The 13,038-nt window shown below is 35.7% G+C and carries 11 protein-coding genes and 4 pseudogenes; 11 read left to right on the top strand and 4 right to left on the bottom strand.

Going from position 1 to position 13,038, the window contains the following annotated elements; translation table 11 throughout:
• The first annotated feature begins 867 nt into the window (after positions 1-867).
• The 9 genes and pseudogenes from ACQKMR_RS16395 to ACQKMR_RS16435 all read left to right on the top strand — a co-directional run bounded on the left by ACQKMR_RS16395 (position 868) and on the right by ACQKMR_RS16435 (position 8,459).
• Complete coding sequence (locus ACQKMR_RS16395) at positions 868-1,272, top strand: DUF1259 domain-containing protein (protein WP_427698246.1); 405 nt, start codon at positions 868-870, stop codon at positions 1,270-1,272.
• A 369-nt stretch (positions 1,273-1,641) separates the two neighbouring features.
• Complete coding sequence (locus tag ACQKMR_RS16400) at positions 1,642-1,773, top strand: hypothetical protein (RefSeq protein ID WP_427698247.1); 132 nt, start codon at positions 1,642-1,644, stop codon at positions 1,771-1,773.
• Positions 1,774-1,897: 124 nt separating this feature from the next.
• Positions 1,898-2,098: a YjcZ family sporulation protein gene (locus ACQKMR_RS16405; RefSeq protein ID WP_427698248.1), complete on the top strand. Its 201-nt coding sequence runs from the start codon at positions 1,898-1,900 to the stop codon at positions 2,096-2,098.
• A gap of 658 nt (positions 2,099-2,756) precedes the next feature.
• A pseudogene (locus tag ACQKMR_RS16410) lies at positions 2,757-3,907 on the top strand (IS3 family transposase).
• A gap of 361 nt (positions 3,908-4,268) precedes the next feature.
• Positions 4,269-5,389, top strand: a protein-coding gene (locus ACQKMR_RS16415) for an IS3 family transposase (protein ID WP_427698249.1) whose coding sequence is annotated in 2 segments (ribosomal slippage) — positions 4,269-4,518 and positions 4,518-5,389 — 1,122 coding nt in all. Because the reading frame shifts where the segments join, the coding sequence is not laid out codon by codon here.
• Positions 5,390-5,656: 267 nt separating this feature from the next.
• On the top strand, positions 5,657-6,268 hold the full coding sequence (locus tag ACQKMR_RS16420; RefSeq protein WP_427698250.1) for a HutD/Ves family protein: 612 nt from the start codon (positions 5,657-5,659) through the stop codon (positions 6,266-6,268).
• A 787-nt stretch (positions 6,269-7,055) separates the two neighbouring features.
• Complete coding sequence (locus tag ACQKMR_RS16425; protein ID WP_427698259.1) at positions 7,056-7,277, top strand: homing endonuclease associated repeat-containing protein; 222 nt, start codon at positions 7,056-7,058, stop codon at positions 7,275-7,277.
• Position 7,278: 1 nt separating this feature from the next.
• Positions 7,279-8,046: an RHS repeat-associated core domain-containing protein gene (locus ACQKMR_RS16430; RefSeq protein WP_427698251.1), complete on the top strand. Its 768-nt coding sequence runs from the start codon at positions 7,279-7,281 to the stop codon at positions 8,044-8,046.
• Between the two features lie 164 nt (positions 8,047-8,210).
• On the top strand, positions 8,211-8,459 hold the full coding sequence (locus tag ACQKMR_RS16435; protein ID WP_427698252.1) for a hypothetical protein: 249 nt from the start codon (positions 8,211-8,213) through the stop codon (positions 8,457-8,459).
• Between the two features lie 573 nt (positions 8,460-9,032).
• On the opposite strand, the pseudogene tnpC reads toward ACQKMR_RS16435, so the two are convergent.
• The 3 genes and pseudogenes from tnpC to tnpA form a co-directional block, all read right to left on the bottom strand.
• Positions 9,033-10,626, bottom strand: a pseudogene (tnpC, locus tag ACQKMR_RS16440) (IS66 family transposase).
• A 41-nt stretch (positions 10,627-10,667) separates the two neighbouring features.
• Complete coding sequence (gene tnpB / locus ACQKMR_RS16445; RefSeq protein ID WP_427698253.1) at positions 10,668-11,024, bottom strand: IS66 family insertion sequence element accessory protein TnpB; 357 nt, start codon at positions 11,022-11,024, stop codon at positions 10,668-10,670.
• Positions 11,021-11,341, bottom strand: coding sequence for an IS66 family insertion sequence element accessory protein TnpA (gene tnpA / locus ACQKMR_RS16450; protein ID WP_057276191.1), 321 nt, complete (start codon positions 11,339-11,341; stop codon positions 11,021-11,023). The genes tnpB and tnpA overlap by 4 nt, the downstream gene beginning before the upstream one ends.
• A 79-nt stretch (positions 11,342-11,420) precedes the next feature.
• Here tnpA and ACQKMR_RS16455 point away from each other — a divergent pair.
• Positions 11,421-11,531: pseudogene (locus tag ACQKMR_RS16455) on the top strand (GNAT family N-acetyltransferase); the annotation flags it as partial.
• 145 nt (positions 11,532-11,676) lie between these two features.
• Here the strand turns inward: ACQKMR_RS16455 and ACQKMR_RS16460 are convergent.
• Positions 11,677-11,793: pseudogene (locus ACQKMR_RS16460) on the bottom strand (YjcZ family sporulation protein); the annotation flags it as partial.
• Positions 11,794-12,034: 241 nt separating this feature from the next.
• Between ACQKMR_RS16460 and ACQKMR_RS16465 the strand changes: the two are divergent.
• Positions 12,035-12,415 (top strand): hypothetical protein, encoded by a 381-nt coding sequence (locus tag ACQKMR_RS16465; protein ID WP_427698254.1) that lies wholly within the window; start codon positions 12,035-12,037, stop codon positions 12,413-12,415.
• Positions 12,416-13,038: the final 623 nt, after the last annotated feature.

Consider the following 13,038-nt stretch of genomic DNA (forward strand, 5'->3'; position numbering starts at 1 on the left):
AATCGTAAAAATAGGAAGTTGGATAAATAGAATTTTAGATTAAAAGGGTAGCAATAGCTACTCTTTTAATTTTGTCTTAAAATCTATAAAATGGAGGACGATGCATGGCGGTACAAACAAAAACTTGATGTCAAAGAACTATATAAAATTTTGATGATTTAGATCAAGGAACCTTGGTAGTTTAAATTGTATCTGAGCGCGTGTAGATTTAATAATGTGCTTCTAAGTTGATTTTGTGTTGAAATGAAAAAAATATTATTGACCACCATCTGACCACATAATAAAAATAAAAAGGTGAAATAACCTAAAAGAAATTTGTATATAGGTTATAGAAAACCTTGTTAAATAAGCCTTTATGTATCTTTTTGAAAAAAAACGAAAGGCGAAGATATGTTCCGCACACAAGTTCACCCTTGGGAACGCGAACAATATATGTCTACTTATTAATAACTTCAAAGCCTTGGCATTACTGAGTTTATCAGTTGCCAAGGCTTTTTTTATTTTTATAAAATGAAAGGGAACTGGCTGGCTGACCACATTTCATACTATTTCATATTATGTTGAGCATAATCCATGTATTTTGAATAACCATCAACACTTTTTCTTCGAGTTCCTTTGACACGTGAGCATAGTCATCTGCTGTTGTTTGTATTGATTTAGTAGCGCGCCACCCTGTGCCAAGGGTATCATCCAGGGAGCAACTGATTTCTGGAGCAGCCTGTAACTAGCCCCCATTGGATTATCACCACGAGTTCCGCCACCGCCAAGATTTGGGGTTTAAATTTGCCCAATCTCATATAATTCACCCGCATACAATAAAACCATGTTCTAAAAAACAAATGGTTTTATTATAAGGAGAGGAATATTATGGGTAGGGACTCGAAAAGGGATTTATGTAGTGAATTTGCAAGGATTCTTGACGGTGATGCAAGTTTTATGAATGGAGTATGTCTGGTTCAAAGATTTAGAGACATACCATTTAAAATACTTGGAAGGAGAACTAATTCACCGTTAGTAAACCCTCAATTTTTCAGCTTTGAGAATTTAGATAGTAAAGGCAATGCACTAAATCTAGGTGAAACAGTACTACTCCAAGACGAGGTAAATCCATTGTTAACAGAATTAAGAAAAAGGGATATTATTGTAACAGCAGTTCATAATCACTGGTTGTTTGAAAATCCTAGAGCCATGTATATGCATTTTGAATCAATCGAACCACCACTGGAATTTGCTCGAAAAGTTCGAGAAGCATTCAAAGTCTTAAAAGATTAAGTTGAAAAAAATTTAATCAGGAGATGATATAAGTTAATGTCTTATGCAACAGGTGCGTTAGTTCTATAAAGAATCAAAAGACTGTTATTAATTCGGTCTTTTTTATTTGTTTAAAAATCAACAATCAATTTTTCAGAACTAAAGAAGGTGAATTAATTGGGTTTGAATACTTCGCTTCCTATCCATTGTCTCCAAAAGTCTCTCGAAGGTATAGTCGAGAGGGTTGATTAATGGTTCTATATCCAGTTTGTACTTCCATGCTTCTACCGCATTTCATACTATTTCATATGTAGCAAACGAATTAAAAGTGATTCAAATGGAAATAGCTTAGAATATAGCCTTGACACAATAGAACGGCAAATCATTGAAATGAAGTATTTGAGCCATGAAAAGCAGAATGATATTAATATCTATATGGATATGGGACTACAAAAGACTCCATATTACGAGAAAAAGAAAGTTGCAATTTTTCAGATTGCATCCTCCTTAGGGATAATTTAAATAGCAGAAAGACCGATTTTTATTTCGGTCTTTTTTGTCTTTTAATTGTGTCATTAACCTATGTAGAGCATAGAATGAATTAACCCATTTAAGTTCCTCCTTAAAACAAATAAGGAGTGATTGTATGTCTGGTTGTCGTAGAGATGACTGTTGTGATGGATTTGACGGAGGCCGTGGATTTGGTGGTGGATTTGCCTTTTTAGTTGTATTGTTTATCCTCTTAATTATTGTTGGAGCTAGTTTCTGCGGTGGTTTTGGTGGCGGTTATGGTGGCGGATATGGCGGTGGATTCGCCCCAGCCTATGGATATGGTTCATACTGCTAAGAATATAAAAAGCTGACCTCATTTTTGGTCGGCCTTTTATTTTTTAATTTCTATTTCAGATGGGCTGCTTTTAACTTTGTAAATCCGTATTTTCCTGATTTTACGCCTTAAAGTAACCGGCTTATTTTGTTTAATAAAAAACATGGACAAAAATAGGGACAAAATCAGGAGAAAAAGGCGGACAAAGTTGCTGCCTTTTTTTTTATGCCCATTTTTATAAGATTAACTCAGGAAGGAATTCCTGGGAGCCGCATCTTTCCCAAAACAAAGGTGCATTACGCGAGAGTCAAACAGGCATGAAGTCTATGCTGATGCACTTTGTTTGCGGTGGCTGCTGGCGGGGAAAGGGGGGAAAAGTCCTTCAAAAATATTTTATTAAGCTGTTAGCATAATGGGGGATTTTCAACAAAAAACTCCTTAGAGGAGTTATTTTATAACATTACTTGTTTTCATTATTAATTTTTCGAACCGTTTTTTATAATTGTTTCTTTAGGAAGTTCAGGATATTTTTTAAAAATTAAATTTATACAAGTAACCATATTTTCTTTTTGTAAAAGGTAATTTATTTCATACTCAATAGATGGAGTGGAGCTAGTATAGTTTCATGGACACATTTTAGTTAAGTCCTTACAATGATTTTTGAGAGGATGTGTCCGTCTTGGAACGTAAGAATACAGGTAAAAAATATAATAATGAATTCAAGAAGACTATTGTAGATCTTTATCACTCGGGTAATTCGGTCAAAGAATTAAGCGGCGAATATGGCGTATAAGAAGTTACTATTTATAAATGGGTTAAAGAATTTACTCCTATCGGTTTAGGAGAAGAGTCCATGACCCCAAAGGAATTAGCTGCCATACAGAAGGAAAACCTTCGGTTAAAGCAGGAAGTTGAAATTTTAAAAAAGGCTATGGCCATATTCGCGAAAAAGTAACCGAGACAGATCTTACTGAATTTATCGAGGAACACAAGAATCTATACCTCGTACAGAAAATGTGTGAAATATTAGAAATCCCAAGAAGCAGCCATTATCAGTCTCTTCAACTTGTCGTATCAAATCGCGAACAGGAAAACCAAGAACTCACGAAGGAAATTCATCTGATTTACCTGGAAAGCAAGGGACGATATGGGGCTCCAAAGATTCATGAAAGCTTATTAACCAGAGGGTTTTCCCTAAGTCTAAAGCGTGTTCAACGTTTAATGAGCAAGGCAAGAATTCGTTCTATTACTAAGAAAAAATACCGTCCCTATCCATCTAAAGAAAAGGTTATTCAATTGGATAATTTGCTAAAACGAGACTTCACTACTCAGACCATTAATGAGAAATGGGTAGCAGATATTACGTATATCCACACGTTAAAAGACGGATGGTGTTATTTAGCTTCGGTATTGGACCTTCACTCTAAGAAAATAGTAGGGTATTCATTTTCTCGTTCAATGACGACAGAACTGGTCATAAAAGCTTTCAATAACGCACACATTTCACAAAAGCCCTCGGAGGGCTTAGTTCTTCATACAGATCTTGGCTCACAATATACAAGCAGTGAGTTTACTCAACATATCCAAAACCATCATATTAAGCAATCCTTTAGTCAGAAAGGTTGTCCGTACGATAATGCTTGTATTGAATCCTTTCATGCCCTATTAAAAAAGGAAGAAGTCAACCACGTACAATATCTAGACTATCAAACAGCTAAATTAGCTATGTTCCAATTTATTGAAGGTTGGTATAACCGAAAAAGAATTCACAGCAGCTTGGGCTATCAAACCCCACAAGCCATTGAAGATCGAATTAGGAATACAGCTTAAGATTTAACTTTTTAGTGTCCAAAATATTGACTCAAATCCAGGAGTTAACTTTTTATCTGTTGTACTATAATCACCTTGTTTATCTTTTTCAGTTTTAAAATTATTAATTAAAAATACTAATAATGTGTATATAAAAACTATTAGTATTTTTATACCAATGGAAAGATTAACTGTATTAAAGAGATTATCAAGAAAGCTAATCACAAGATAACTATCTAAAAAGTCAAAAACTCCAGAAATTAGATTATTAATATTTACTCTAATAAAATCAAAATCACTAATATGAATCGTCTACACTTATCTGGACAGATATTTTAAGGGCAGCTACACTTAACTTACTACAGATAAGGGAGCACTCAAAATGACGAAAAGAGAACGCCGTACATTCACTTCCGAATTTAAAAAACAGATGATTCAACTCTATCAAAGCGGAAAAACACGAAAGGTTCTTATTGAAGAATATGAACTTACTCCTTCTTCTTTAGATCGGTGGATTCAACAGAGTGAAAACACAGGTTCCTTTAAGGAAAAAGATAACCGTTCTCCCGAGGAAAAGGAGCTTATCAAACTACGAAAAGAATTGAAACAGTTACAGATGGAGAATGATATTTTAAAGCAAGCAGCGCTGATACTAGGACGAAAGTAAATGTTATTAAGCGAAACAAAGACAAATACTCGGTATCAGCCATGTGTAACGTCCTGGAGCTATCGTGGAGCACCTATTACTACGAATCAAAAGAACGAAACTCAGAAGACGATGTCACACACGCCATTATAGAAATATTTGAAAAGAACCGTAAGGTATACGGAACACGTAAGATTAAAGTAGAGTTATTGAAGCTCGACCTAACGGTCTCCAGACGCCGGATTGGCCGGACTATGAAAGAACAAGGGCTTGTATCATCTTATACAGTCGCCCAATACAAACCGCAGCAATCCTCATGTAACGAATCAGTCCTGGCTAACGAATTAAATCGGGAATTTCAACAAGAAGAAGAGAAAAAAGTAGTGGTCAGCGACTTAACATATGTCAAAGTCAAAAATAAATGGCATTACATATGTGTCTTTGTCGATCTCTTTAATCGTGAAACTATTGGCTTTAGTACGGGACCTAATAAGGACGCCCAGCTTGTGGCACGCGCATTTGCATCCATCAAAGGAAACCTTCATGATATTCAGCTTCTCCACACAGATCGAGGGAATGAATTTAAAAACAAGCTAATTGATGAAACGTTAACCACGTTTAAAATTGGCCGTTCACTTAGTATGAAAGGTTGTCCATATGATAACGCTGTCGCGGAAGCGACCTTTAAAATCATTAAGACTGAGTTCGCCAATCAAAAAACATTTGCGAACTTATCCCAGCTAACTCTCGAATTTGGAGACTACGTGAACTGGTTTAATAAGCTAAGAATTCATGGAACTCTTGGCTACTTAAGTCCTCTAGAATATAAAAAATTATCCCTTAAAAAAGTTGTTTGATTTAGTGTTGACAATCCAGTATCACATAAGGGCTTTATAAAGGGGGGCGATATTGATGATAACAAATTGGTCCCTTATTTCGCTAACAGGGCATTACATCAAAAACAGGGGTTGCTGCGGCAGCCTTTTTCTAATAGAACTAAACCAGCTAAGCTCAGCTATTCCTCTCTGTTTATCGTATCCATCCTATTGACATAACACCAATTTTGATCTACATTGGGCGTGGTTTAAACTGAAATAATGTAATAATAAAAGGGGAGAAATTAGTTGTCATATTTACTAAAATTAATAAGAAAAAGTGAACAAATAACAAGCCTTTGGTCAGGTGGTAAAACAACTCAACTTGCTATTTATCCTGAAAATGGAGATTACTCGAAGCGTGATTTCAAATGGCGGTTAAGCACCGCAGATGTTGAGGTAGACGAATCCTTATTTACTCACCTTCCAGGCATTCAGAGAATTATCATGATCCTTGATGGAGAAATGTTGCTTCAACATAAGGGAAAGCACCATGTGCATTTAAAGCCATTTGAACAGGATCGGTTTGATGGCGGCTGGACAACCCGAAGTATTGGGAGGGTTACGGACTTTAATTTGATGTTAGCAGAAGGATGCGAGGGAGACCTTAACATGATTCATATTAATAATGGGATCCAACATGAAGTGTTGGATAATAGGGAATCTACGAATAGATCCGAAGCCTTTTATTGTGTCAAAGGAACAAGTAAAATGAGTATAGATGAAAAAGAGACTTTTGTTTTAGATCAAGGTGACGTAGTAATCTTAAACATGGATCATTCATGCAACAATTTAAATATAAAGTTATCCAATCACAATGACTCAATTGCAAAAATTATTAAGGTAAGTATTTTTTATTGATATATTCACTAGAAGTATAGTATTCTTTCGAATTGTGGGTTAAGAGGCTAAACCAAATAAATCAATCATTATAATTTGGTGATTACTGGTAGGTGTAAGAAATGGGGAGTGAACAATATATTAAAAATACTCCAATGTTACTTCTTTTCGCATTTCTTTTTATTGGCATTTTTGGATTTTGGTTAAGAAAAAGGATTCTTTCATTCGATTTTAAAAACAAAAGTAAATTGTTCTTCTTGTTGGGCAACTATGAGTTGATTGGTGGAGTTCTTATTGGTATAGGCTTACTATTTATTGTGATTTTTCTCTAAGATTTATTTCACTCCCATGAAAATTAAAATATTCTTAAAACCAAAAGAGCATACAAAAGATAGACCTAGAAAATGACTTTTTTTTAAAAAGGCTGAAACTTATGAGTGATCCGATTGAGTTTGGTAAATCGTTAAACAAAAACCTCCAATTATAGCAAATTAAGTAGAGGCTAGCGCGACGACCAAAAAAGGATTAATCTCCCATGAGTGCTACCCATAAAGGGCGCGACAGTCGGTGGTACACCGTGGTCGTCGGAGTCAGACTAACGGATGGGCTCAAAGGCACCATAATTCAACGACCTTCTTCGCCAGCCATTAAAACATTATCGACCTAGAAACCAATTTTCATTCTCTGTGGTGAAGCGCTGATTTTTGCGCTTCATGGATGGCTAACGGGTGCTTTTCTTCAAAAAGGGAGTTGCTTCAGCAGCTCTTTTTCTTATGGAGCTAAAGGGATAGGTTATTTAAAGGAAAGCATCAAAGATAATGTTAGTGATGAAGATTTAATACAAGAATACACAGAAATGAGTAAAGCATTTGGGAAACCAGCTACAATTGACGAATTGAAAAGAACAACTGAATATTCCTATGATATATATAGACAGCATTTCGGCACTATAGGAGAACTTAGGGAGACTTGTGGGTTTAAAGTAAAGACAAAACGTGCTGCACCTATCATTACCAAAGTGATTGTGTAGGATGAGCAAAACAGTCGGTGACACAACACATGAGTACTTTTATAATGATGAAGTGTTAGATATGGAAGTTGTTAAAGTGAACAATGAAATCACGCAATATCGTTCATACGAATGGAATGGTTATACGCCACTTGGTATGATTGTGAAGGCGAAGAACGATACAGGTGAATTTGAAACAAAAGCGTATCAATTTATCACAAACCAACGCGGAGATGTATTAAGTATTCGTGACAACGAAGGCAAAGAAGTAGGTTCATATAAATATGATGCATATGGAAATATTTTAGCCACTGAAGGTGTAATTGTGAAAGAAAATCCTATTCGTTATGCAGGTTATTATTATGATGAGGAAACGAAGAATTATTACTTGCAAGCTCGTTATTATAATCCTGAGAATGGATCCTTCTTAGCGTTGGATCCACATCCTGGGGATGATGATAAACCGTTGTCACAGAATGGATATACTTATGCGAATAATAATCCAGTGATGAATGTGGATCCGTATGGATTAAAGCCTAATAGAATATTTTACGCATTAATGACTGGCCTAGCATACGTTGTTGCAGCAGTTGTTGGAGATGTAAAAGACATAGTATTTGTTGCACAAACTTTATATAGTATGATTAAAGATTATTTTGGTGTAAAAAAGGCAAAATCACAACGTACAACAGAAGCAGCAAGAAAGGTCGTTAAAAACTCTCGAGCTCTTAGTAAAGTAATAGAGAAAAGAGCAAAAAAGCAGCTAGGATTGCTGGAGTTGCTGCTTTAAGAAAAAGTTTCGGTGGATGGTATTTATTGGGTAGATTTTCAGTTGGGATTTATCAAGGAGGTCGTAATAAGTATTTCCGATCTGCTCCATGTTACAGATCTGCTTATACTTATGGCTCCTACGTTGCAAAAAAAGGTTAGGTTAAAATAAAAGGAGCTTATATAATGAAATATTTAAAACTTTTTATCTTTATTTTTATTTTTATATTTTCTGCCCACTACTTGCAAGCTACTTGGGATAAAAATAATAAAAGCATTAGTACAATCATTTTATCGATTGTTTGTATTTTTTACTCTATGGTAATGTCACGCAGATTAATGGATACAACAAAACTCTACGTTTTGCCTATTTTTTTAATTATTGGTTATTATCTTGCGGATTGGATTTTAAAGATTGACCATCTTATCAAATAATACTTGTTTTTCGGTTTTACTTACGTTATAAACATACTTTTTCTTTGTTTTTAAACTGCTTAATAGAAAAACAAAGAAAGAAAGGCTCATTGCAATTTCATTCATCTGCATACTATTTACAATAGCTTTATATTTAACTCCATGGAGTCGTTAAATAGAATGAGTTAAAGTTTAGAAGTTGACCAATTGTTACATTAAAAAATAAATAATTGTTGAATTACTCGTATAAATTGGGCGTGGTAATTCGATAGAATGAGTTCGATATTATATCGGGCTCATTTTAATGCAGTTACTGTTTCAAAATGGATATAACTATGTAAATGGGAATAGTAGATATACTAATGGCAAAATTGCGCAAATCCTTGTAGGAGCTTTGCTAAAGCTAGGATTTAAAGTAGTTGTATATATCGGTAATTTATCGGGTATATCGTGTCTTATCTTATAGGCAACTTTTTAGACCTTATAATCAATATATGTTTAAGTAAGAAAATGAAATTTTAGATTGCCTTTTTTCAAAAATTAACGTGAATGTCAAGTAGCCCCCAAATACTAGATGGGTGGTGTATTTCGGGACTATGTTTTGTTTGCTTCACTTTTTATCGGTACTCTGCATGCCGAGGGTAAACTAGATGACCACGGCAAGACTTTATCTATTTCTATTTTATTCGTTAGATCCATATTTGGCAGCGTCTCAAACAAATAGCGAAGATAATGATAGGGACTCAAATCGTTCTCTTTTGCCGTTTCAACCACACTATACATGATGGCACTCCCTCTAGCACCTCGCGGTGTATTAGAAAAAAACATCCAATTTTTTCTCCCAATCACAAACGGCTTAATGGAACGTTCACTTCTGTTGTTGTCGATTTCTAAATGCCCATCCAATAAAAAAGCTTCAAGATGCTTCCATTGATTCAAACAATAAGTGATAGCTTTTTCCTAGCACACTTTTTGGTAGAACGAGATCTTTTTGTTCATAAAGCCATGCTGAAAAAAGGTCCAGAATGGGCCTGCTTTTTTCCAGTCGCTGCTCATGTCGTTCTGTAGGGTCGACATGTTTTAGCTTTCTTTCGATAGAATAGAGTTGATTACAGAAATACAACCCTTCGCTCGCCTTCACCTTTTTTCCTTTCTGTGAATCAGGTAAAGCCTTTAAGGCTTCATCAAACTTACGTCTGGCATGCGCCCAACATCCCACAAGGGTGACATCCGGTACTTGATTGTAACCACTATATCCATCCACTTGTAAATAACCTTGATAACCCGTTAAAAAACGTTTCGGGTGTTCGCCTGCTCTTGTTGGTTGATAGTCATAGAGAACAAAGGGGATATCATCTCGCCCTGTGCGATATAACCACAGATAGGACTTGGTAGTTGCGGCACGACCAGGTTCACGTAAGACTTGGAAGGTTGTTTCATCCGCATGAAGGATGGTTCGAGCAAGTAGATGCTCATGCATCCTTTTATACAATATCACTAACCATTGATCAGCCCCGTATAATAACCAATTTCCCATCGTTTGACGTGATAAGTAGATTCCCATTCGTTCAAAATGCTTTTCCTGACGATAAAGAGGCAATCCTTCTACATATTTTTGAGTCATGATATACGCCATAATGGACGGGGAAGCGATACTTTTTGGAAAGGCAGGAGCTGGCATATTCGCAGTCACGATCGGTGTGGAAACCTCATCTAGTTCACACTTGCGGCAAGCATATACGTATCTCTTATGTTCTGTCACCTTTACTTCTGCAGGAACAATCATCAGTTCCTTACGGACTTCTACACTCATCTCATGCAAAGCATCATCACAGCACGAACAAACCTGTTCTTCGTCAGCCAAACGATATTCAATCGTTTTGATAGGAAGGTTTTGAACGGACTCATCCCTATGACCGCGTTTCTTTTTACGACGATAGGTGATGGTTTCAACAACTGGTTCGGGTACTTCGGTGTCACTTTCTTTCTCAGCCTCATTAAACAGTTCTAGAGCGAGTTGATTTTCCGTTGTTTTTTCGCTAGACGTACCAAACCGTTTTTGTTGGCTAAGACGAAATTGTTCTTCGTATCATCTCACTTTTGCCGTGAGTTCTTCTACTTGAGCTTGAAGAGATTCAATTGTAGGTTGATTTTGATGAGAGGATGTTGTTTTCATAGATGAATCCATTCGACAAAATGAATCAAATCCCTTCTAAATATATGAATTTTTCACAGGATTGTTCTCGCATATACGGCTTGATGCCCTTGTTTTTGTTCAAATGAAAATCCATCAAGAAGCCATCTCAGTTGCCTTCTTGATATGGTAATTGGCACATTTGGATGTTGAGTTGGCCAGTCAAACTTTCCTTTTTCCAATCTGCGATAATGCAACCAAAAACCATTATGTTCCCACACGAGAATCTTTAGTTTATCGCGTGAGCGATTGTAAAAGACAAATAAACAAGAAGAAAAGGGATCTAAATCAAACTCTTCCTTCACAATGGCTGCCAGTCCATCAATAGATTTACGTAAGTCTGTAGCTCCTTGTGCGATACATACCCTTTCAATGGCTGTTTCTGGTATCATAGCTGTTTTACCGTCTGCATCACTTGTAAAAGCACTTGTGGAGTAAAAGGTGCATCTATTTCAATTGTAGCTTCTTTAAAATGAATGCGGATGGTGGTATGTATTTTTTCTTCTATTGGAGGGATATTCACAGATACCCATTTTGTACGTTTACTTTCAGTTGGACTATCAGCTTGAGGTGATAATTTCTTGAGCCAATAATATAGCCGATGAACCGGCAGGTTCTGTTTTTGACACCAAGCAGCTTTTGATAATCCACTTTCTTTAAAATCTTGGATGTGAGCTTCCCATTCTTTCTTTATAAGGCGTTTTTTCATAAAAAAACCTCCACATGTATGATGTAAGGAAATTATCTCATGAGCTATTTACAAGTAGTAGGTGGGGAATATTTGACGCTTACCTTTGTACAAGAGTATGGGTTTTATTGAAGAAGGACGTAAAATTAAAGAATTTAAGATTAATAACAATGAATATGTTGATGATATTCTTATGTATAAAATGGTCTAATAATCCAAAAGGTTGTAATTATAATATTTCTTTATGCTATCGGGGCAGATTAGATGAAGAAGCCGACCAATAAAGGTCGGCTTTTTTCATACTATTTTTAGCAGCAGCCTCCGTAACCGCCCCCGTAACCATAGCCACCGCCGCCATATCCACCAACAAAGCTAGCTCCAACAATGATTAAGAGTATAAATAAAACGACTATAAAGGCGAAACCTCCACCAAATCCAAAACCGTCGTCACACCTTGATTCACAACCTGACATACAGAAACCTCTCCTTATTTTATTTGTTTTTAAGGAGGAAATTAATTAAATGGGTTATATCACCTTATGCTCTAATTTGGAAAATGACACAATAGTAGTCTCCATCTCTGTTCATAGGATAAACTGTTGGAGGTACCTCTTATTGAGCTAACAGGTGCTTTAGCTGAACATGAAGAGTATTTAGTTTACGCAGCTTGATAGACTTATATATAATAGATGAAAACCATTAGGAGTTGACTTTATGCTTAATCGGATCAAGAATAAATTGATTCCCGCACAAGAAACGGGAGAAGAAGTAGATAATATCTACGCAATCTTACCCCCACCAGGAACCATTATCGAAGAGGCAACGGAAGAAGAAATGGAAAAGGCAGCAGAGCTTGAAATTAGACATATGGCTTTCATGAGGTTGCAGGAAATGAATATACAATTTGACGGTGCGTCTTATAAAGAACTATTAAAAGAGTTTCAAGATTTTGAAACCGATTCGAGTAAATTTTGGAGAGGTGTATCTAGCCGTTTATCCGTTCCGTATGAATGGCCAATCAGAATTGATCATGCAAACGGCCCTATTTATATTGGTGAACACGATTTATATGAAGAAGAAGAGAATGAAGATTGATATTGAAATTTATGCTTGGCATAGTCGAATAGGTTTATGTATTATTTATTAATGTATTTTAAATCGATTTTAGAGCGTTAACCAAAAGGGTTAACGCTCTTTTTGTTTACAAAATTAGCTGGATAGTGAAGTAAGTGGATTTTTCCTTCTTTTTTAACTAACGGATGCGTTAGTTGAAGATCGGAACTGTCTTTAAGGGAGCTTTTTCTTTATACAACTATCGGGGCAGATTAATAGAACTACAGAAAGAAATTATGAAAAAAGAAGATGTAAAAAATTTTATAGAACAATTATGAGGTTAACCACCTATTTACTGGGGCCGTATTTCTTTGTGAGTAGAATTGTGCCAAACTACTTGATTTCTCTGAAATAATGCACTACAAATGAACTTAAAGAGTTAATAATTAGATAGAAGAGCAACTTTTTTGGAGGTGTCAGAATGATTAAGATAAAAAACAAAATACCAGACTTTATTATATGTTTAGTCTTAGGTACAGCCTTAGGAATAATATCCAAATATTTAGATACTGGAGTTAGTATAGTTTCATGGACACATTTTAGTTAAGTCCTTACAATAATTTTTGAGAGGATGTGTCCGTCTTGGAACGTAAGAATACAAGTAA

Source organism: Peribacillus sp. NPDC096540 (assembly GCF_050278525.1).
Lineage (GTDB): Bacteria > Bacillota > Bacilli > Bacillales > DSM-1321 > Peribacillus.

Excerpts from the sequence above, each read along its gene's own strand:
- ACQKMR_RS16395 (WP_427698246.1), top strand. The coding sequence starts at position 868 with ATGGGTAGGGACTCGAAAAGGGATTTATGTAGTGAATTTGCAAGGATT.
- ACQKMR_RS16400 (WP_427698247.1), top strand. The coding sequence starts at position 1,642 with ATGAAGTATTTGAGCCATGAAAAGCAGAATGATATTAATATCTATATG.
- ACQKMR_RS16405 (WP_427698248.1), top strand. The coding sequence starts at position 1,898 with ATGTCTGGTTGTCGTAGAGATGACTGTTGTGATGGATTTGACGGAGGC.
- ACQKMR_RS16430 (WP_427698251.1), top strand. The coding sequence starts at position 7,279 with ATGAGCAAAACAGTCGGTGACACAACACATGAGTACTTTTATAATGAT.
- ACQKMR_RS16435 (WP_427698252.1), top strand. The coding sequence starts at position 8,211 with ATGAAATATTTAAAACTTTTTATCTTTATTTTTATTTTTATATTTTCT.
- tnpB (WP_427698253.1), bottom strand. The coding sequence starts at position 11,024 with ATGATACCAGAAACAGCCATTGAAAGGGTATGTATCGCACAAGGAGCT.
- tnpA (WP_057276191.1), bottom strand. The coding sequence starts at position 11,341 with ATGAAAAAACGCCTTATAAAGAAAGAATGGGAAGCTCACATCCAAGAT.
- ACQKMR_RS16465 (WP_427698254.1), top strand. The coding sequence starts at position 12,035 with ATGCTTAATCGGATCAAGAATAAATTGATTCCCGCACAAGAAACGGGA.